General features: G+C 40.3%; 18 protein-coding genes. 12 read left to right on the plus strand and 6 right to left on the minus strand.

Annotation, left to right across the window (positions count from 1 at the left end; genetic code table 11):
• Window positions 1–7: 7 nt before the first annotated feature.
• The 4 genes from astD (at window position 8) to PSH48_RS06045 (ending at window position 4,732) form a co-directional block, all read left to right on the plus strand.
• Complete coding sequence (astD, locus tag PSH48_RS06030; RefSeq protein WP_273611122.1) at window positions 8–1,474, plus strand: succinylglutamate-semialdehyde dehydrogenase; 1,467 nt, start codon at window positions 8–10, stop codon at window positions 1,472–1,474.
• A gap of 27 nt (window positions 1,475–1,501) precedes the next feature.
• A complete protein-coding gene (locus tag PSH48_RS06035; RefSeq protein WP_256846281.1) occupies window positions 1,502–2,305 on the plus strand; it encodes a DUF1338 domain-containing protein in 804 nt (267 codons plus the stop codon).
• Window positions 2,306–2,360: 55 nt separating this feature from the next.
• A complete protein-coding gene (locus PSH48_RS06040) occupies window positions 2,361–3,215 on the plus strand; it encodes a transporter substrate-binding domain-containing protein (RefSeq protein WP_085065560.1) in 855 nt (284 codons plus the stop codon).
• A 293-nt stretch (window positions 3,216–3,508) separates the two neighbouring features.
• Complete coding sequence (locus PSH48_RS06045; protein ID WP_082430524.1) at window positions 3,509–4,732, plus strand: type III PLP-dependent enzyme; 1,224 nt, start codon at window positions 3,509–3,511, stop codon at window positions 4,730–4,732.
• 159 nt (window positions 4,733–4,891) lie between these two features.
• Here PSH48_RS06045 and PSH48_RS06050 read toward each other — a convergent pair whose 3' ends face one another.
• Window positions 4,892–6,172, minus strand: coding sequence for a flavohemoglobin expression-modulating QEGLA motif protein (locus PSH48_RS06050; RefSeq protein WP_273611123.1), 1,281 nt, complete (start codon window positions 6,170–6,172; stop codon window positions 4,892–4,894).
• 146 nt (window positions 6,173–6,318) lie between these two features.
• On the opposite strand from PSH48_RS06050, the gene PSH48_RS06055 reads away from it, so the two are divergent.
• From PSH48_RS06055 to PSH48_RS06085, 7 genes are all read left to right on the plus strand, one after another.
• Window positions 6,319–6,576, plus strand: a complete 258-nt coding sequence (locus tag PSH48_RS06055; protein WP_024031788.1) for a DUF3081 domain-containing protein — start codon at window positions 6,319–6,321, stop codon at window positions 6,574–6,576.
• Window positions 6,576–6,881, plus strand: a complete 306-nt coding sequence (locus PSH48_RS06060) for a hypothetical protein (protein ID WP_273611124.1) — start codon at window positions 6,576–6,578, stop codon at window positions 6,879–6,881. The genes PSH48_RS06055 and PSH48_RS06060 overlap by 1 nt, the downstream gene beginning before the upstream one ends.
• Before the next feature lie 414 nt (window positions 6,882–7,295).
• Entirely contained in the window at window positions 7,296–7,871 is a 576-nt protein-coding gene (gene betI / locus PSH48_RS06065; RefSeq protein WP_024031790.1) for a transcriptional regulator BetI, read from the plus strand.
• Window position 7,872: 1 nt separating this feature from the next.
• The gene (betB, locus tag PSH48_RS06070) at window positions 7,873–9,336 is read left to right on the plus strand and encodes a betaine-aldehyde dehydrogenase (RefSeq protein WP_264389872.1); all 1,464 of its coding nucleotides are present in this window, start codon (window positions 7,873–7,875) and stop codon (window positions 9,334–9,336) included.
• Between the two features lie 10 nt (window positions 9,337–9,346).
• Window positions 9,347–11,014, plus strand: coding sequence for a choline dehydrogenase (gene betA, locus PSH48_RS06075; protein ID WP_096042949.1), 1,668 nt, complete (start codon window positions 9,347–9,349; stop codon window positions 11,012–11,014).
• Window positions 11,015–11,160: 146 nt separating this feature from the next.
• On the plus strand, window positions 11,161–12,378 hold the full coding sequence (locus PSH48_RS06080; protein WP_004586453.1) for a BCCT family transporter: 1,218 nt from the start codon (window positions 11,161–11,163) through the stop codon (window positions 12,376–12,378).
• A 9-nt stretch (window positions 12,379–12,387) separates the two neighbouring features.
• Window positions 12,388–13,089 (plus strand): TorF family putative porin, encoded by a 702-nt coding sequence (locus PSH48_RS06085; protein WP_248461999.1) that lies wholly within the window; start codon window positions 12,388–12,390, stop codon window positions 13,087–13,089.
• A gap of 262 nt (window positions 13,090–13,351) precedes the next feature.
• Here PSH48_RS06085 and PSH48_RS06090 read toward each other — a convergent pair whose 3' ends face one another.
• From PSH48_RS06090 to fdxA, 4 genes are all read right to left on the minus strand, one after another.
• Complete coding sequence (locus PSH48_RS06090; protein ID WP_273611125.1) at window positions 13,352–15,259, minus strand: putative bifunctional diguanylate cyclase/phosphodiesterase; 1,908 nt, start codon at window positions 15,257–15,259, stop codon at window positions 13,352–13,354.
• Between the two features lie 229 nt (window positions 15,260–15,488).
• Window positions 15,489–15,947 (minus strand): Sbal_3080 family lipoprotein, encoded by a 459-nt coding sequence (locus PSH48_RS06095; RefSeq protein ID WP_004586456.1) that lies wholly within the window; start codon window positions 15,945–15,947, stop codon window positions 15,489–15,491.
• 21 nt (window positions 15,948–15,968) lie between these two features.
• Window positions 15,969–18,215: a carbohydrate binding family 9 domain-containing protein gene (locus PSH48_RS06100; protein ID WP_273611126.1), complete on the minus strand. Its 2,247-nt coding sequence runs from the start codon at window positions 18,213–18,215 to the stop codon at window positions 15,969–15,971.
• A gap of 140 nt (window positions 18,216–18,355) precedes the next feature.
• Window positions 18,356–18,679: a ferredoxin FdxA gene (gene fdxA / locus PSH48_RS06105; protein WP_055254052.1), complete on the minus strand. Its 324-nt coding sequence runs from the start codon at window positions 18,677–18,679 to the stop codon at window positions 18,356–18,358.
• Window positions 18,680–18,871: 192 nt separating this feature from the next.
• On the opposite strand from fdxA, the gene PSH48_RS06110 reads away from it, so the two are divergent.
• A complete protein-coding gene (locus tag PSH48_RS06110) occupies window positions 18,872–20,479 on the plus strand; it encodes an NAD(P)/FAD-dependent oxidoreductase (RefSeq protein WP_273611127.1) in 1,608 nt (535 codons plus the stop codon).
• Window positions 20,480–20,606: 127 nt separating this feature from the next.
• Here PSH48_RS06110 and PSH48_RS06115 read toward each other — a convergent pair whose 3' ends face one another.
• Window positions 20,607–21,908, minus strand: a complete 1,302-nt coding sequence (locus tag PSH48_RS06115; protein ID WP_004586461.1) for a DEAD/DEAH box helicase — start codon at window positions 21,906–21,908, stop codon at window positions 20,607–20,609.
• Between the last annotated feature and the right edge of the window lie 26 nt (window positions 21,909–21,934).

The raw sequence follows: 21,934 nt of genomic DNA on the forward strand, positions 1-21,934 counted from the left end.
AACAAATATGAACACACACCTTATAAATAACCAATGGCATACAGGCCAAGGCCCCGCTTTTAGCTCTGTTAATCCGAGTAACGGCGAAGTTGTATGGCAAGGTAAAGGCGCAAATGCCGAGCAAGTAGATGCTGCAATCAATGCAGCTAGAGCCGCACAAGTACAATGGGCAGATACGCCAATTGAGTCGCGTATAACCATACTTGAAAACTTTGTAGCACAATTAAAAGAGCACAGCGAAGAATTTGCAGCCATTATAGCGCGCGAAACCGGCAAGCCTCTTTGGGAAACACGCACAGAAGTAGGCGCTATGACAGGTAAAGTGGCCATTTCGATTAAAGCGTACAACGAGCGTACCGGCACCACTGAAAACCCAATGCCGGGTGCAAAAGCCTTTATACGCCATAAACCACACGGCGTTGTGGCTATATTTGGCCCGTATAACTTTCCTGGGCATTTACCTAATGGCCATATTGTACCGGCTATTTTAGCGGGTAACACCGTGGTATTTAAACCGTCTGAACTAACCCCTCACGTTGCTGAATTTACTTTATCACTTTGGTTAAAAGCAGGCTTACCAGCAGGTGTTATTAACCTAGTGCAAGGTGAAGTAGAAACAGGTAAAGCTCTTGCTTCGCATCAAAACATAGACGGCTTATTTTTTACCGGCAGCTCAAACACCGGCCATTTATTACATAAACAGTTTGCAGGCCACCCAGGTAAAATATTAGCGCTTGAAATGGGCGGTAATAACCCTTTAATAGTTAAAGACGTAGCCGATGTAAGCGCTGCAGTGCACGATATTATTCAATCGGGCTTTATTACTTCTGGCCAGCGCTGTACTTGTGCACGCCGTGTGTTTATTGAAAAATCGTTCAATGGCGATGCTATTTTAGAAAAACTTATTAGCGCAACTAAATACATTGTTGTTGATGACAGCTTTGCAAGCGTTCAACCATTTATGGGCGCCATGATCAGCGAAAAAGCCGCCTTAGGCATGGTTGCAGCGCAAAATGAATTAGTTGCAAGTGGTGGCGAAATACTTGTTGAGCTTAAGCAGCTAAAAGCAGGCACTGGGTTTGTAAGCCCAGGTATTATTGATGTAACTAACATTACCAACATGGCCGATGAAGAACACTTTGGCCCGCTCATTAAAGTGTATCGCTACAACGACTTTGACAGCGCAATAGCAGAGGCTAATAACACCAGCTTTGGTTTATCAGCAGGCTTACTTAGCGATAACGAAGATGATTACAGCCACTTTTTAAAGCGCATTCGTGCCGGCATTGTCAACTGGAACCGCCCTATTACGGGTGCCTCTAGTGCAGCACCGTTTGGTGGCATAGGCGCAAGTGGTAACCACCGAGCCAGTGCGTATTATGCCGCTGATTATTGTGCCTACCCTGTAGCATCAGTTGAGGCCGATAAGGTAAACCTGCCACAAACTTTAGCGCCAGGCTTAGTAATTGAATAAGTGAATAACCCAATTTAAGGATTTAACATGCACACTAACGTAAATACATTATTTGAAAACCTATGGGATAACTATTTAGCCGTTACCCCCTCGGCAGATAAAATTCATGATTTATTAGGCTCAACGCAAAAAGATGACATTATTAACGACCATATTGCGCTGCGGACCTTTAATATTGAAAAAGTAGGCCTAGAAAAACTAGCCGCGCACTTTTTAGCACTTGGTTATACAGAGTGTGGTGAATACCACTTTGAAGCTAAAAAGCTCTATGCTAAACACTACGAGCATAGCGACCCTAAGCAACCTAAAGTATTTATTTCTGAGCTATTAGTTGAAAAGTGTTCACCCGAGTTACAAGCCATTGTCACAGATATGGTAGAGCAAATAGATGAAAACGCAGTAACTGCCGATAACTTTTTATACTCAGGCACCCATTGGCAAGTAAGTAGCGACACATACAAGCAGTTACTTGCTGAAAGTGAGTACGCAGCGTGGATGTCGGCATGGGGCTACCGTGCAAACCACTTTACTGTAAATATTAATATGCTTGCTAAGTTTGATAATATTCAGGATGTTAACCAAGCACTTAAAGACGCAGGCTTCGCCCTAAATACATCAGGCGGCGAAGTAAAAGGCTCACCAGAGGTGTTATTAGAGCAATCATCAACCCTTGCAGATGATTACGCTGTCACCTTTAGCGACGGCGAACTGCGCATCCCTAGCTGTTTTTATGAGTTTGCCATTAGATACCCTAAAGCCGATGGCGAGCTTTACACGGGGTTTGTTGCAGCCTCTGCTGATAAAATCTTTGAAAGCACTAACGCGCGTTAAAAATAAAACATGCCTTAATGTTTTAACTTAAAAAAAGCCCGTTTGGGCTTTTTTTATGACAAAAATATTTAGAACATTTACACTAAGTTTTATGCCTGTATTTACTAAATTTTTGATTATCTTGCATGTACTGCTTATATCATCATTGAGCCATGCAAATGAACCACTTACATTACTCTCTAGAGCGAATGCGTCTACTGATGGCTTTTTAAACTCAGATAAAACGTTCGAAAGCCTGCTCAATCATACAATTAATACTAAATTGCAGTGGACCAACCAAGCTCGTTTAATCAAGCGGCTTATGGGTAATGAAGCAGTATGCAGCTACGATATAATAAAAACGCCCGAGCGTGAAAAACATATTTTGTTCTCAAATATACCAACTACTATTTACGAGCAACGAAAAATATACGCATTTAAACGCACCTTACAAAACTTTCCTGAACGAGTCTCTGTTGCTCAACTACTAGAAAAAGACTTTACCCTTGCCGTAGACTCAGGAACGAGTTATCAAAAACTTGAGCCTGTTTTAACAAAGTATAATGAGCAAATTGCAGCGATAAGCTCAGAAGATACCAGCTCTCAACTACCTCAACTTCTCATCCATAATAGAATAGACATGATTGTCGATTACGAGGTTAACGTACTTGGTGCACTCACCAGTGAGCAACTAAAACAAATAGATAGTCGTGAAATAGCTGAATTTCCAGAATTTGTTAATGGCTACTTTGCATGTAGTAAGTCAGAGCTTGGCGAAAAAGTAATAAAAACCATCAATATTTTAATGAACACCCCCGAAATTTACGACCGCTTACAAAAAAGTTTACAACAAGCCTATAGTGCTGATACATCTAGCGCTATGATGCTTGCTTACTCTCAAGAGCACGTATACTTAACCTCTGATGAGTAAAATCAATCGTCAAGATAAACACCACAAATCAACATAAGCCAATGATTTTAATAGCAAATAAATTATTTTAAATTTATTTAAAATTTTTATTGCGCTGGATAAAAACCTACATTATTATCTCGCCGCTTCTTGATGATAGCCAATCCGAGTACATTACAAACCCCGTTTGTAGCAAGGCGATAGAGCAACTATCCAAGAGTGAATTTGACTGTGCGTTTGCACTATTGATCTCACTCAACTGACTCGTGGATATACCATACCCGAGCAGTTGCTTAATTGACTCGGAAAATAAAATGGCTTTATCAACACAACAACAAGACACCGTAACTAAAGTACCTGCAGCAGCGGTTGCTGCAAATCAAGCAATTGATTGCGCGCAACCGAGTATTGCCCACATTGAACAACTTGCTTCACAATTTGGCGCACCTCTAATGGTGCTTGACTGCGACGCTATACGTCGTCAATACCGTGCACTTAAACATGCACTGCCTGGCGTTGTGTTACATTTTGCTTTAAAGCCTTTACCGCATGCTGCTGTTGTGCGCACTTTGTTAGATGAAGGCGCAAGCTTTGATTTAGCAACCAGTGGCGAAGTTGACTTAGTAGCAAGCCAAGGCGTACCAAGCGAGCGTACGATTCACACGCACCCAATAAAGCGCGACAGTGACATTCGCGACGCACTTGCCTACGGCTGTACAGTGTTTGTGGTGGATAACATTAACGAGCTTGAAAAATTTATTGCCTATAAAGATCAAGCCGAAATTTTAGTGCGTTTAAGCTTTCGTAATAAAGATGCATTTGCTGATTTATCTAAAAAGTTTGGCTGCAGCCCAGAGGCGGCAATCGACATTATTAGCCTTGCCCAGCAACTTGGTATTCGTATTAAAGGGTTATCGTTTCATGTTGGCTCGCAATCACCTAACCCAACTAAATACGTTGAAGCGATAAATGCATCTGCAAAAGTGGTTAAACAGGTGGCTGAGTTAGGCTTACCAGCACTTAGTACGCTCGATATTGGTGGTGGGTTTCCTGTGCCGTACAGCGCAGATGTGCTACCAATTGATGTATTTTGTGCGCCTATTAATATCGCGTTGGCACAATTACCGGAAACAATGCAAATTATTGCTGAACCTGGCCGTTTTATTGTAGCAAGTAGTGTAACCAGTGTTGCCTCTGTAATGGGACAAGCCACGCGCGAAGGTAAAACATGGTACTACTTAGATGATGGCGTTTATGGCTCTTTTAGCGGTTTAATGTTTGATGAAGCAGCCTACCCTATCGATAGTGCAAAACAAGATAGCGAGCGTTTTGAGTCGGTACTTGCAGGCCCCACATGCGACAGTATAGATGTAATAAGTGATTCAATTATGCTGCCAAAACTAAACAATGGCGATTTAATTATTAGCCGTATGATGGGTGCCTACACACTTGCTACAGCAACCGACTTTAACTTTTTTAAACGTGCTGAGGTCGTTGTATTAAACGAGCAAATGCACAGCCAAGTATTAACAGGTTAAGAAAATAAGTTCCTCGCTATAGGTACGCTGGCTTGTACCTATACATTTCAACGCAGTTGCTCATTCCAACTGCGTTTTTTTATTGCGTTAAATAACTGGGGCTTGTTTATCTTTTTGCTCAACAGAGCAGGCTCTAATAAAAGCAACCTGCGCTACTTATTACAAAAATAATGGTTTATAGTCGTTTTCTAACTGTTCAAACGATAAGTTACCTATAAATCTGCCAAAGCTTAGCCACGTTGCTAAACCTCGTAAATCTTTAAAATGTGGTGGTACAAATTTTGGGCTTTCTATTACACCTAAACTATGTAATTGCGATATAAGTCTAAAATCATCAATCGATATTTTTCCGACCAACAATAATGGCAGCTGATCAATGCGGCCAAGCTGTATAGCAACACGAATTAAGTTATATACCAGCACAAATCCTTTAATGTAAGCAATATCCTTAGTAAAAGGTAAGCCTGTTGCCGTGCTGCCTCTAAATACACGTTGTGCTAACGTATAGCTTTCATCTTTTGAAAGCCCTTGCGCTAAGTAGTCACTGTATATATCAACAAACTCTGCACCATCAATCACTTTAGTAACTGCTTGAATACGATTTACTAACTTTGATAAACGCCTAGGTGTTGATTTAAGGGTAATTATTTCGGTTAAAACAGCTAAGCCTTCTTGAGTCACTGTTGAGCTTGGCGTCCCTTTACTTAAACAGGTTAAATAAGGCTGAGCTAGCCCGTTTTGCTTTGTACCTACGTGTATCCACCCTTCGTGCACTTCTAAAATATCGAGCTCACGCTGTGAGAATTTAACATCTTGATTTAGCTTAATGTTATTTGCACCTGCAGCAGCATCACTGACAATCCCATCGCTGAGCATAACCTCTACATTAATACCCGCCATACTGCTATTCACTTGCTCAGACAGAATACGCACGGCATCACTTGCATTAATATTTTTAGGATCATCAGGCAAAATATCGGCTATTAATAAGTTTTGCAGTGGTTTTTCTAACATATTGGCAAGTTCGAACAGTGAAGGTTCACCTGCATGGAATAAATCTTTTGGGTGACCAAAAAGCTCTACCGACAAATCATGAAACTCAGGCGTTCCTCTATACTCAAGCATACTGAGCACCGTTTTATACTCGCTACACATTTTACCCATGTATTGAGAAATAGGATTTAGCTGACCTAACTGGTTAATAATATTGCGGTGCAAGTTAGAAAACGCTTGGCGTAATTCGCTGGGGACAAATCCTAAATCTCGTTGCTGGTAATAGGCGCTATCGATTAGCGGATTTTTTTGGCACTTTTGCCTAAAAAACGCCTCTTTGATTTGTTTATCCCAGTTAATGGCATCGAGTATTCTAATGGGTGTTTGTAAAGCAATTAATTGCTCTGACAGTTCGCGAGTTTTAAGGAGTAAAGCCTTGTCTATCATGGTGTAAGCTCAACAAAAAATGAGTCTTGAGCATAAGGTAAAACCAGTTAATAGCAAGATTATTTTAGCGCTTATTAGGCATTGTTTTTACGGTGATCGACCCTCATATATAAAACGTAATAGCTTTAAACAATAAAGGGTTAATGATGAAAAACGAACTCGACAACAAGCAGATCCTCTCTGTGTACGAACGTATTCAGCAGCGCGGTAAACAAAATGATATTGGTAAACATTATCAAGGTGTTACGGCTTACTCTGACATTGACGGCTACACTATTTACTTAGAAGGTAGCGGCGTATTGTTACGCTTTGGGTTTCATAATGCTTATCACCTAGATTATGAGCATGACAAACATAAAGACGACTTTTTAAAAAAACTATACAACATTGCTAATGAGGAATAATGCAGCCAAGACGCATTCGTAAACGCACCTCAAACAAGCAAACCACCACGTTTATAAACCAGGTAATTACTGAGCTGCAAGCGCACCCAGAAAAGCTGGAGATAATCCGTCGAAACCTAAATGAATACCGCGAACAGACTCACCTTAAACGCGGTTTTTTGCTGGCTATTGAACGCTTTGACTGGGTGTTTGAGGCCAGTAACGATGTTAATTTTATATGCCAACAAATCTTAGCCGATGATTACATAGGTAATCGCCTTAGACGCTACCCACTATTATTTAAAGGCGTTATTAATAGCGCCTAATTTACACGCCTTTTTTAACCTTAACCCCTCCTCTTATAACCATTACACACTGCTATTTTTTTAATTAGTACACTAATTAAACATGTAAAATGGTTTCGTTTGCTTATTTAAAATACCCTTCGTACTCTAACTATTACCATTCTAACGAATATTTATCTTTTTTATTACTCATACCCCGTAAACAAATCCTTACTATTTTTACCATTTAAAAATTAACATATAACCCACTGAATATAATCAACTTTATTAATAAAGGCCTGCAAACAGCACTACTACAAATTAACCCGTTTTTATTAATAACCCATCTACATCTTGGTATCTGGTTGTTTACTTGCGCCTTGAATTGTTAGAGCTATTACATTAAGCTTATCTTTATTGAACGTTCAATTAATAAAAATTATGCCTAAAGTCGGAATGGAACCTGTCAGGCGTCAGCAGCTAATTGACGCGACCATTGAGTCAGTTGCACAGCGCGGTTTGCAAGGAACAACTATTAACACCATCAGTAAAAATGCGGGTTTATCATCTGGCATTATTAGCCATTACTTTGGTGGCAAGCAGGGGTTAATAGAGGCAACCGTTAGGTATTTGCTATCAAATTTAAAAAATGAATTAATTGAAAAAGTTGAGCCAACCACCAGCGCAATTGAGCGTTTGATGTTTATTGTTGAGGCCAACTTTGCACTTGTTCAACAGCGCAATGACACCACGCGAACGTGGTTAAGTTTTTGGGCGCAGTCAATGCACGATCAAGAACTGCACAGGCTGCAAAATGTAAACAGTAATCGCTTGCAAAGTAATTTAGCATTTTCTTTTAAGCAACTAATGCCCGTAAAGCAAGCAAAACAAGCTGCAGAACTTAGCGCCGCCATGATTGATGGCCTATGGTTAAGAGCAGTATTAAGTCAATCTGACGAAAACCAATTTAAACACAGTGAAACATTAGCAAAAAGCTATGTACATTCACTCATCAAGCAATATGGAGCCTAGCGTGACTACACCTGTCTATCAAAACTTTATTAACGGCCACTTCCTTGCAAACCAAAGTGGTGAAACTTTTGATGTAAAAAACCCAGCCACAGATGAAGTTATTTACTCGGTAGAAGTAGCCGACGAATTTATTCAAAACGCGGCTATCGAAAGTGCAAAACAAGGCTTTGCTCAATGGTCAAAAATGAGCCCAATAGAACGTAGCCGTATTTTATTAAAAGCGGTTGCTTTATTGCGTGAGCGTAATGATGAGCTTGCCTTAGTTGAAGTGCTTGATACAGGTAAACCAATGCAAGAAGCTAACTGCGTTGATATAGAAACAGGCGCAGATGTAATTGAATACTTTGCAGGCCTAGCACCAGCGCAAGTTGGCCAGCAGCAAATGGTTGGCGAAGACTTTTACTATACCCGCAAAGAGCCACTAGGCATTTGTGCTGGTATTGGTGCATGGAACTACCCGCTGCAAATTGCATGTTGGAAATCGGGCCCTGCCCTTGCCGCAGGTAATGCGTTTATTTTTAAACCTTCAGAAGAAACCCCTTTAGGTGCTATTAAACTAGCTGAAATTTTTGTTGAAGCAGGCGTACCTGCCGGCGTATTTAACGTTGTGCAAGGTGCGGGTGATGTAGGTCAGTGGTTAACCTCTCACAGTGAAATAGACAAAGTGTCGTTTACTGGTGAAGTAGGCACAGGTAAAAAAGTAGTGGCAAGCGCTGCTGGTACATTAAAAGACGTAACAATGGAATTAGGTGGTAAATCACCTTTATTAGTGTTTGAAGATGCCAATATTGAGCAAGCAGTCAGTGCTGCCATGCTAGGTAACTTTTATACGCAAGGCGAAATTTGTACTAACTGTACCCGTATTTATGTTCATAAAAATGTCTATCAACAATTTATTGATGAGCTTAAAACACGTACTGAGCAAAATATTATTGCCGGAGACCCACAAGATTTAAATACTAACTTTGGGGCATTAATATCTAAAAAGCATCAAGAGTTGGTAATGAGCTACATAGAAAGTGGCTTGGCCGAAGGTGCAACGCTACTTACTGGCGGTACAACTCTTTCTCCTGAATCAGCGCCTAATGGCTACTTTGTAGCACCTACGGTATTTACCGATTGCAACGATGACATGACTATTGTTAAAGAAGAAATATTTGGTCCAGTTATGAGCGTGCTTGTTTTTGAAGACGAAGACGATGTTATCGCCCGTGCAAATGGTACACACCTTGGCTTAGCCGCAGGCGTATTTACTAGCGATATTAAACGTGCGCACCGTGTTATTCACCAATTAGAAGCTGGTATTTGTTGGATTAATGCTTACGGTAATTCACCTGCTGAAATGCCTGTTGGTGGTTACAAACAATCAGGTATCGGCCGTGAAAATGGCATAGAAACGCTTGATCATTACACGCAAACTAAGTCTATTTATGTGGGCATGGCCGACATAGAAAGCCCGTTTTAAGGTGGCAACTATGAGTAACACTTACGACTATATTATTGTTGGCGCCGGTTCTGCAGGTTGTGTACTTGCAAATCGCTTATCTGAAGATACAAACAATAAAGTGCTATTGCTAGAAACCGGTGGTAGCGATAAAAGTATATTTATCAAAATGCCAACTGCGCTCTCTATTCCTATGAATACAGATAAATACGCATGGCAATTTCACACTCAGCCAGAGCCGTATTTAGATAACCGAGAAATGCACTGCCCACGCGGTAAAGTGTTAGGCGGTTCATCATCAATTAATGGCATGGTATATGTACGTGGGCATGCGAAAGATTTTGACGAGTGGCAGCAACACGGTGCTAACGGCTGGGATTATCAGTCGTGCTTACCTTACTTTAAAAAAGCAGAAAGCTTTTATTTAGGTGAAAATGCGCACCGTGGTGGCACAGGCCCGCTTGGCGTTAATAACGGTAACGAAATGCAAAACCCGCTTTACACCACCTTTATTAAAGCAGGTGTAGAAGCAGGGTATGCACACACAGACGACTACAACGCAGCTCAGCAAGAAGGCTTTGGCCCGATGCACATGACAGTTAAAGACGGTGTGCGCAGTTCGGCCTCGCGCGAGTATTTAGACCCAGTAAAATCACGCAGTAACCTAACAGTTATTACAGGTGCTTTAGCACAAAAAGTGATTTTAGAAGGCAAAAAAGCCACAGGCATTGAGTACACAGTAAATGGCACTCTTAAAACGGCGCATGCGACAAAAGACGTTGTATTAAGTGCAGGTCCAATTGGCTCACCTCATATTTTACAGCTTTCGGGTATTGGCGATAAAGCCATACTTGAAGAAGCCGGTGTTGAGGTAAAGCATCATTTACCAGGCGTAGGTCAAAACTTACAAGATCATCTTGAGTTTTACTTTCAGTACAAGTGTAAACAACCTATTACCTTAAACGGTAAATTAGGTCTTATTTCAAAAGGCTTAATTGGCGCTAAATGGCTACTGACCCGAAAAGGCTTAGGTGCAACAAACCACTTTGAGTCGTGTGCGTTTATTCGCTCAAAACCAGACGTTGAATGGCCAGATATTCAGTACCACTTTTTACCAGCGGCGATGCGCTACGATGGGCGCAGTGCATTTGCGGGCCATGGTTTTCAGGTGCATGTAGGTCATAACAAACCTAAAAGCCGGGGTAGTGTCACAATTCAATCAGCTAATCCTGAGCAACCGCCAAAAATTTTATTTAACTACTTACAGCATAAAGACGATATTGAAGGTTTTAGAGCGTGTGTGCGCCTAACTCGCGACATTATTGAGCAAAGCGCATTTGATGACTACCGCGATGAAGAAATTCAACCAGGTAAGCACATTCAAACCGACGAAGAAATAGATGCCTTTGTACGCCAAGCAGTAGAAAGTGCCTATCACCCGTCTTGTTCTTGCAAAATGGGCGAAGATGACATGGCCGTGGTTAATTCTAATACCCAAGTTCATGGTATTGAAGGGCTGCGTGTTGTTGACTCGTCAATCTTCCCTACGGTGCCAAATGGCAACTTAAATGCCCCTACAATTATGGTTGCAGAAAAAGCAGCTGATCTAATTTTAGGTAAAACCCCACTTACACAGGCATCGGTAAACGTTGCCATGAGCAGTAATTGGCAAACAACGCAACGTAATAGCGAGATTTAATTAAGCCATAACGTGCCTAACACTATGTAGGGCACGTTCAACTTGCAGTGGCTCACGGCGTAAATTGGTTACGCGGTGTTTATGCAAGCAATAAAACAAAAACGGAGAACTTATGAGTTACTTTTATTCATTTTGGGAGGGCGATAATGACTATATGGCTTAGTGCTGGCATTATATTTACGCTACTTGCTGTTATTACTATTTTATTTAAATGGGGTAACGTACGCGTAGTAGGCGTAACACCAGTGAGAACGTTTACCTTTATCGCAATCTTATTTACCTCAGGCCTAGACGTTGGCCTAATCATGTTTCCATTAACCGAATTTGCAGGTTATGCAGACATAAAAGCAAGCCCAGAATACGCGTTTGCAAACCCACTGGCTATTGAGTTTGGCTATTGGGGATTCTTGATCTGGGGATTTTACTTTCTTACGTGCTTTTATTTCTGTGTAATAGAGCCCAAAGTTAAATTTTTCGAAATTTCATGGGTTAAGTTCATTAATAACGTAGTTATTATTGGCACATGTGCCTTTACAGCTTACCTACTGCTTTCTAACTTGCCGTGGTACTTACCAGAGCTAGGCGATGGTTCGAGCGTTATACCTACCTTCTACTTTATTGTATTTGCAGCTATTTGCTTTGCTGTGTACTCAAGTACAGATATTAAATACGTGCGCTTTTTAAGTATTTCTACAACGTGGTTATTTATCGCATTAATTGCCTTTATGTGGGCAGGTGCCTTTGTCGTTGGTGATAGCGAAATGTCGGCATTTACCAATAACCTTGCTGAAATTGGTACTTACTTTGCCAATATAAATCAGTTTGTTTTACCGCTTAATGACTACCATGAATTTTATCTATTTTGGTGGTTTGCGTGGAGCATTATGATTGGCCAATTTACGTCTCGTTTTGTAGGCGGCCTTAAAACATACCAAGTATTAGGTGCAATGTTGATATTTCCATCTATTCCGATTGCGATTTGGTTTAGCGTACTTTATCACTACCACGAAATGGGAATTTCAACAGCGGGTATTAAAAACTTTGCCATGGTATTTGTTGGGATAGTGTTTGTTATTAATTCGCTTGATTCATTAATACGCTTATACACAGATAACCTTAACTTAACTGTTAAACGTTTAGGTAAAATGAACTATATGATACTCAATATTGTTGCCCTTTCGTTACTAACCCTATTGTTTAAGCTTGAGTTTTTACAAATTCAATGGGTTGGCGCGTTAGTAATTGCACTGTTTTTTGGTTGTGCTGCGTTTATTGGCTACAGCAAATTTAAAACGGTTAACAATATAGACAGTTCGCCAAAAGCAAACAAAATAGATTACACAAAAATAGAAACTGTACATTAGGGATCAACAATGAATAACAAACTAAAACAACTAGCCGTAGCGCTACCTTTCGCACTTTTATCAACTACGGTGTCAGCTAACTGGTCAACAACCATTACAGCAGCATCTGACTATACTTTTAACGGTGTAACACAAACTGATAACGACCCTGCAATTCAAGCAAGCCTTGATTACGCGTTCGACAGCGGTGTGTACGCAGGTGCATGGGCATCTAATGTAGATTTTGGTGATGACACTGATTTTGAACTTGATGCCTACCTAGGTAAATACGTGCAATTAACTGACAAGGTTAGCGCTGATTACGGTATTGCTTATTACACATACCAAGGTAATAACAGCGATGGTAACTACGCCGAAGCCTACACAAAATTTGGCTATGCAAGTGAGTATGGTCAAACAGAGCTAAACTTTTGGTATAGCTGGGATTACTTTGGTACAGGTGCTGGCCATGTTATTTCTATGATTGCCCACACCTTTGAAATTGCCCCAAATCATGCCATTCGTGCAAGCTTTGATATTTCTAATTCGCTTGATGGCGAAAAATGGGCATGGGATGTAAACCAAAAGAAATCATACAAACATTACCGCCTAGCGTATCAAACTAGCTACGAAGGCTTTGGCATTGAGATTGCTGCTGAAGACACAAGCCTAGATTACGATTACGCTGATGAGCGTATAGTACTTGCTATATCACGCACATTCGATTTATAAAATTGTAGTTGTTAGATTCTACAAACAAAAATGCCACTTTTAAAAGTGGCATTTTTTTACTAAATTTTAGGGCTTTAGCCCTAAAGAACTTAGTTTTATTTAGGGGCAATTAAGCACAATACAGGGTTTAACATCTCCTGGCCTAAATAGCTGCACCAGTAAATGCTCAAGTTAATCGCTATCGGTAGGGGCAATTTAATACCATAGCCTTAGCCTAAAACCCTCCATAAGCTATTAAACTACCTATAATAATATACAGGCTCTAACCTTCTATCTCCCACGCGCTAGTGCCCGCTGCAGATAAGTTAGCGGTATTTTTACGTAAAACTTTGTTACCCACATTGATAGAGGATTCTGGGCGACTAACCAAATAACCTTGTACAGAGCTTACACCCATGCGTTTTACAAGTTCAAACTGCTCAATTTCTTCTACGCCCTCTGCCACTATTTTAAGTCCTAACTTTTGACCTAATTCGCTAATAGTATTAAGGATGTCATTGTACTTTGGACTTTTATCGGCTTGAGAGATAAACGAGCGATCTATTTTTATTACATCAATGGGCAAATCAGCCAATGTACTTAATGAACTAAAGCCGGTACCAAAATCGTCAATAGCAATTGTCACACCTTCTGCACGAAGCCGCTCAAGCTCTTCAATCATACTTTTACTGGCTTTAATAAACGTAGACTCTGTTATTTCTAGCATTAAAGAATGCGATGGCAGCCCTGTGTTTTTTAGGTTTTTCATTATCCAATCGTACACTGAGCGGTGCTTTAATTGCACACCCGATACATTAACCGAAATTTTTACTTTGCGCATTCCGGCATTATGCCATGCCGCCATTTGCCTACACGACTCATGCATAATCCAATCGCCAAGCTCTAAAATAAGGTTAGACTCCTCGGCAATAGGTATAAACTCCGCCGGTGAAATCATCCCTGCTATAGGATGATCCCAGCGTGTAAGCGCTTCAAAATAATCTATCATGCAATCTTCTACATGCACGATAGGTTGAAACGATAAGTAAAAGTCTTTACACGCAACCGCTAAACGCAGCTCTTCTAATAAATAGTGATAGCGGCGCATTTTATTACCCATCTCTGGGGAGTACACTTTAAAAACCCCTTTACCATCGCTTTTTGCACGGTACATTGCCACATCGGCCAATTGCAATAATGCTTGTGGGGTTGATGCGCTCTCTGGGTAAGCCGCTATACCAATACTGGCGCTAATTTTTATTATTTTATTACCCAGTACAAAGTCCTTTTCAAGTTCACTGAGTACGTGCTTAGCAATATCGACTACTTTATTATCGGTATCTACTGACTCAATAAAAATTGAAAATTCGTCACCGCCTAAACGTGATAAATTTTGCTCTAACTGATTCGCCTCGTTAATATTACTTAACTTATGATGGCGTAATACGTTGGCTAAGCGCGTAGCAACCTGTACCAAAATTTCATCACCAAAGCTGTGGCCAAACGAGTCATTTACCTGTTTAAAGCCATCTAGGTCAATAAACAACAAGGCGCATTTAAGCTGCTCTTCGTCAGTAAAATTTATTTGCCTATCTATATGCTCAATATAAGCATGGCGGTCAATGAGCAAGGTTAGCTTATCTTGGCAGATACTTGTTTGTGTTTGCTTTAAATAATTAGCAACATGGGTATTTAAATTGTTTATTGACTGGCTTAAATTACCCAGCCCTGACGGGTTGTCGTGTTGGGGTTGTAGGTTAAAGGCTACAAGCAATTGATTAGCGTTGTTATTCAGTTGTGCAATTTGATGCTGATAAGAGATTTTTTTACGCTCTTTACGAATAATTGTAAAGCCAACAAACAATGCCATACACACCAATATAAAGTTTATTGGCGACGTTAGCGTCATTAAAATAAGCTTTGTTGCGTTTGCAGCGATAAATTCCGTGTCGGTAGTTTTAACTAACAAAAAATCGGCAGAAGGCTGGTGAATTAAATAGTGCCCATTGAGCATAGGGTTATACCAAGGCGCCATTTCGAGCGTTGTATCGACAATATCAAAGTGGCGCAAATCTATATCAGGATTGAATAAATTAATGCGGTTAATCTGGTTTGTTAGTTCGATGTTTAAACAAAAGCAAAACAAGATAAATACAAAAAAAATGCCGCCTAAGGGTTTAAATTTATTCATCAACAAAATCCATCTAAATTACTTATCCTATAAACCCGTTACTAAAAGACGATTATATCGCCTGTTTTTAGTACTAAGCAAGCTATAGCACAGTCCTTATTCATTAAAATTTTTAGAACTGTACTCAAAAAGAATAAATTAATGCTTAATAATTAACTAATTATAGAGTGTGATGAATAAAAATAAACCTTAAGCTTAAAATGTTTGAAAAAACTAATATTACAAGTATTTAATACATACCATCGATTAGTTCGATAATTTTTTCTTTCGCGTCTATAAACTTATCCAAACCACCGCCGGTGCGATAAGATGCTTGCGCAATTTTTTTATTGGTTTGAGCGTCTGTAACCCAAATATTCGCGTATGACATGTACAACGCTAAATCCCAATGCCAGTTAGCCACGTAATAAGCAACGGCATTACACCCTGCGATGTCAGCATTAGGTAATTCAGTTTGATACTCCTGATGTTTCAATACATAGTTAGCAGCAATTACACGTGTTTTGACGTTATGTTTTGCAAACCCTTCTTCCATTGCTGTGACAACGCCTTCTTTAACTGCCTTATGTTCAGCTATACATACTACTTCTGGTTTCACAGTGTCAAAGCGAGTTATATCTTGCTTAGCAGCACAACCCGCTAGGGTTGCTACCATTGCAGCTGCGATAGTTATTTTTATTGTTTTCATATTCATCCTTTTAATGGTTATTTAAAGTTGCCATGCATAGCTCACTTTTGTAAAAAATGTGCGTTGATCTCTTTCAACGTGTTTTAGGGAATCGTCTTGATAGCTTTTATCTGAGTAGCCTAAATAAAATAATGTTTGAGCATTAATTTTGTACGAGTAAACTAATTGGCTGCCGTAGTCTTTATTAATGTGGCTAACTTGGTAGTAGTAGGCGTCTTTATTTCTATCAATGTCTTCAAATTGCAATATAAGCTTGAGCATAGCGCGCATGCTAAATTTATAATAAAGCCTAAAATCTAATAAGTTCGCAGTATAAACTCGCTCCCCTTGAGGGTTATCTAAAACGCTGTAGTTATGTGTAGCGTCTACTTGCCAATGATCGTTTATATCCCACGTAACTTGCGTTTGCGTAGCATACGAATCGCCAATTTGCTCATTGGCGTAATCAATGCGGCTGCCATACTCACCGTAAAACGAAAGCCATATATTATTTTTAGGTTTAAAGCCCGTATAAACAAAGCCAATATTTTGATTATAAAAAGCATCATTATAGTTTTCATAACGATGCAGTAAGCCAATTTCAAAAATAGACTGCTTTTGCCCTTTTAATGTTATAAACCCTTGGTATTCTTCTTCAAGTAGGTCGCCATTTTGCGCCCATGTTTTATCCCAATCAGCCTCATAAGACCATGACGTTAATAAGCCAGACTCATCTGCATACCAGGTTTGCCCGCCCCCAAAGCCTACGTTCTCATAATCTACTTTTTCTTGATAACCTAAGTCAGTACGATAGTCTTTACCTATATTTTCGTAGCTAGCAAACAAATTGTAGTCACGTTTATCACGGGTAAACTCTATAGCGTACGCTTCATCAGATTGAGTTTTAGATAAGTTATAGTTACTTGTTAAAAAATCAGAGTTTTTAGAATCTGTTGTAGCTACCTGGTAGGTCAGTAGATCTGATTGATTAAACCAATAGCTGCCATCGACAGAAAGTACTGTATTGTAGTAATCATCGCTTTCGCGGTGAGTCGTACTTAGCCCTATAGTGCCTTGCTGGCCAATATCGTATTGATAACGCGCTGCTGCTGCATGGGTTTTATCCTCTAAAATTGCAAAACCAGAGCCTTGATTTGTAGGTAATAAAATATTGCTATTATTGTCATCGGCATACATAAATGCATAGCTATGTTGCCCTGTTTTACCTGTTAATTTCGCCCCTACTTCAGGCTCTGCAATAGTGCGGGTATACAATAGTTCAAATAAACTGCTTTTAAAGTAGGATGCGCCATCTAAAAAAAATGGTCGTTTTTCTGCATAATAAATTGAGTACGTGGTATTTACATCAAGGGCTAACGCATCACTTTCTATTTGCGAAAAATCTGGGTTTATAGTGGCATTAATTACCGCATCTTGTGTAACCCCCCAGCGTAAATCAAGGCCAGCTTCGGTGTCTATATCGCCATTATCCCACTGCCCTGGCAAGGTAGCTTTTGAATCATTTCTGAGCGCAGTAAGTGTGGGCGTTAGTTGCAGATTTTTGCTGGCTTTTATATTTTTAAAGCCATTTAATTTATCAAACTGACATAAACTGCATTTTATATCTCGGTCAAACCCCATATTTGAAAGCTGATACAGTACATCACGTTGGTAATTTCGCATAAGGGCAAAGCCCCATGTTAAATCTGTTTTATTTTCAGGAAATCTTAGCGCTTTAAAAGGTATACGCATTTCAACCACAAACCCTTGGTCGGTAATTTGCCCTGCGCTATCCCATATTGCATCCCAAGACGGGTCTGATTGCCAGCCATCGGTGTCACTCATCCGCGTATCACCTTGCGCACCCAATGGATTTACATAAAATTCGTAAGCTGAACGTTCGTCGTTAAAAGTGTCAATAATTAAAATAACCGTATCATCTTGCCAAAGCGTATCTCTATCACGTAGTGACGCTGTTATTTCGCTCGGCTGTGGATCTTCGGCTACAAATGCAACATATAAGTTGCTGCCATCTTCATACATGTAAGCATCGGTTTTAACCGGTGGGGTGCCCTTTTCGTTAGGCTCATCTTGAAATGCTATAGGAACTAAAGTGGCATTTTGCCAGTGGGGCTCATCAAGTACGCCATCTACAGTAATATCTGCATTTATATGTACAAGAGAATGCTGCTGTTTTTCACTGGCATAAAGGTGGTTAGAAAATAAAAGTGCTAATAAGAAGGGGAATAAAGCACTGCATTGTTTTTTTATAATTATTAAGTACTGCATAAACATCCATTTAGACGTGTTTACCCTTAAAAGGTAAACTTATTTATGCAGTGTAATTTAAGTCAGTACATTTGTTAATAGTTTGATACTAAAAACAATGGCTTTTTTAACTAATTAATATTAAAGGCTTAATTTAAAAGCTAGGTTTCAATTAATTTAAGCTTATTAGCCACGCCATTCCAACTATCGGCGTCAGCAGGCGCTGGTTTTACCTCAACAATGCGTGGCCACACCAATGCAAGCTCAGCATTAAGCTCGGTAAACTCTTTTTGCTCTTCAGGCAGCTCGTCTTCTTGGTAAATTGCTTCAGCTGGGCACTCTGGTACGCATAATCCACAATCTATGCAATCAATAGGGCTTATTGCTAAAAAGTTAGGGCCTTCGTAAAAGGCATCTGCAGGGCACACTGCCACACAATCTGTGTATTTACACTTAATACAGTTTTCGGTGACCACAAACGCCATAATAGTTTAAACCTAGTAATTAATTATCTAAAGCGAGGATCATACCCAACCCCATTAAAAACACAATAAATATGTGCCATCTGCGGTCAATTTAACGTAATATATGCGCCCTTAATGTATAGCCATTACGTGCCCTACACTTCTTATTGTGAGCGGATAATATTACCGCTAAGACACCTAAAAGAGATAACAATGATACGTTTAACCGAAATAAAGCTGCCGCTTGATCATAATGAAGACGCTATAGGCCAAGCCATAGTTGATAAACTAAAAATACAGCCAGCGCAGCTACACAGCTACAATGTGTTTAAACGTGGGTACGATGCACGTAAAAAAACGGCTATTTTACTTATTTATACCCTCGATATTGAAGTAGATAACGAAGAAGCGCTGTTAAACGCATTTGCTAAAGATCAGCACGTAAAGCCTGCCCCTGATACCTCATACAAATTTGTTGCCCACGCCCCCGCTAATCTTACTGAGAGACCTGTAGTAATTGGCTTTGGCCCGTGTGGATTATTTGCGGGCTTAGTGCTGGCTCAAATGGGTTTTAACCCTATTATTTTAGAGCGCGGTAAAGAAGTACGCGAACGTACCAAAGACACCTTTGGCTTTTGGCGTAAACGTACCCTTAATACAGAGTCTAATGTGCAGTTTGGCGAGGGTGGCGCAGGTACATTTTCAGACGGTAAACTATACAGCCAAGTAAAAGATCCAAAACATTACGGGCGTAAAGTTATCACCGAATTTGTAGAAGCCGGCGCACCAGATGAAATTTTATATGTAAGTAAGCCACACATTGGTACGTTTAAACTTGTTACCATGATTGAAAAAATGCGCGCACGTATTATTGAACTTGGCGGCGAAATCCGCTTTAGTACCCGCGCAGACGACATTCATATAGATGATGGACAAGTAACTGGCTTAACGCTTTCAAACGGTGAAAAGCTCAATACCCGCCATGTAGTACTTGCTGTGGGACATAGCGCCCGTGATACCTTTAAAATGATTCACGATAAAGGCATTTATGTAGAAGCTAAACCGTTTTCTGTGGGCTTTAGAATCGAGCACAAGCAATCCATGATTGATGAGTGTCGTTTTGGGCCTAACGCGGGTAACCCCATTTTAGGCTCAGCCGATTACAAACTCGTTCACCATTGTGATAATGGCCGCACAGTTTACAGCTTTTGTATGTGCCCAGGAGGGACTGTTGTAGCCGCCACCTCTGAAGAAGGCCGCGTAGTAACAAACGGTATGAGCCAATACTCTCGTAGTGAGCGCAATGCAAATAGTGCCATTGTAGTAGGTATTACACCTGAAAAAGACTTCCCTGGTCACCCGCTTGCCGGCATTGATTTGCAACGTAAACTAGAAGAGCAAGCCTATGCATTAGGCGGTAGCAACTACGATGCACCAGCACAGTTAATTGGCGACTTTTTAAAAGGAAAAGCATCGGGCGATTTAGGTGATGTACAACCATCGTTTACACCAGGAATAAAACTCACCGATTTAGCAAATGTACTCCCGCAGTTTGCTATCGATGCAATACGCGAAGCCATACCTGCATTTAATAAGCAGATTCGTGGTTTTTCTACAAACGACGGTTTATTAACAGGGGTAGAAACCCGTACATCATCACCTATTAGTATCAAGCGCGATAAAAGCTTCCAAAGCATAAATACTAAAGGTTTATACCCAGCGGGTGAAGGCGCAGGTTACGCAGGTGGTATTTTATCTGCAGGTATTGATGGTATTAAAGCGGCTGAAGCCGTTGCACTCTCAATGTTAGAAAACGCTTAACCCTTTTAAATTATTAATCAAAAACCTCACTTAGTGAGGTTTTTTTGTTTACACCTTGAGCTAAATTGAGGCACAAAAAAACCTGAGTAAACCTCAGGTTTTTTTATAAATGCTAAATTTTTTAAGCTTACTTTTTAAGGGTAAGCTTGGCGCCTTTTAAGCTTTTACGCACATTTGAAATACGTGAGCGATTTACCGCACGTGCTTCGCCTGTTGCTTGGCCTGTTGGCTTATTAGTACGGCTACGACGTAAATGCGCTGGTTTTTTACCTATTTTATCAATAAGTACTTCACGGCTACTTACTTCATAACCCTCTAAGTAAACACGCTTGATTTTTTGGCCAATTAACGACTCTATCTCAAACAAGGTGTTTTCTTCTTCGCGGCTTACAAACGAAATAGCTTGGCCTTGATTACCAGCACGACCTGTACGGCCAATGCGGTGTACGTAATCTTCTGCAAGCCATGGTAAATCAATATTAATTACTCGTGGTAGGCCTTCAATATCAATACCACGCGCTGCAACTTCGGTAGCCACTAAAACACGTACTTTGCCTTCTTTAAATTCACGAAGTGCACGGCGGCGGTTACCTTGCGATTTATCACCATGACATACAGTGGCAGGAATACCATCAAGGTTAAGCTCTTTAACCAGCTCGTCCGCCGTTTCTTTCATGTTTACAAACACAAGTACTTGTTGCCAGTTCTTTTTACCAATCAGCTCAGAAAGCAGCTCTTGTTTACGGCGCTCTTCAACTGGGTACACAACATGCTGTACCGTACTTGCAGTACTATTGGTTTGATCTACGCGAACAATTTCAGGCTGTTTTAATACTTTTGCTGCAAACTGCTTAATAGCCGCTGGAAAAGTGGCTGAGAAAAGTAAAATTTGGCGCTGCTCGTCACAACTTTTAATAACACTTTGCATATCTTCAATAAAGCCCATATCAAGCATACGATCAGCTTCATCAAGTACTAAGTGTTTAACGCTTGCTAGGCTTAAATTACCTAAACGAATATGATCAAGTAAACGCCCTGGAGTTGCAACTACAACATCTACGCCGTCTTTAAGTGCATTTGCTTGGCCTGCGGTATTAACACCGCCAAATAAGCTCACTACTTTTAAAGCGGTATGTTTTGCATAGGCTTTAAAGTTATTTGCTATTTGCTCTGCCAGCTCACGAGTTGGCGCAAGCACTAACGCGTGCGGAGCATTGCTTGTGCTTAGCTCAGATTCAGTTAATTTTTGGATGATAGGTAAAGCAAACGCAGCCGTTTTACCTGTGCCTGTTTGGGCACTTGCTAAAACGTCTTTACCTTTACGAACAGCCGGAATAGCTGAACGCTGAATGGGCGTAAGGGTGTGGTAATTAAGTTCGTCTAACGCCTGAATAAGTTCAGGGGAAAAACTAAAAGATTTAAAATTCATGCTGTATAACCTGCGGCCACATTTAT

Origin of the sequence: Pseudoalteromonas sp. Angola-4 (genome assembly GCF_028599265.1) — a bacterium.
GTDB lineage: Bacteria > Pseudomonadota > Gammaproteobacteria > Enterobacterales > Alteromonadaceae > Pseudoalteromonas > Pseudoalteromonas atlantica.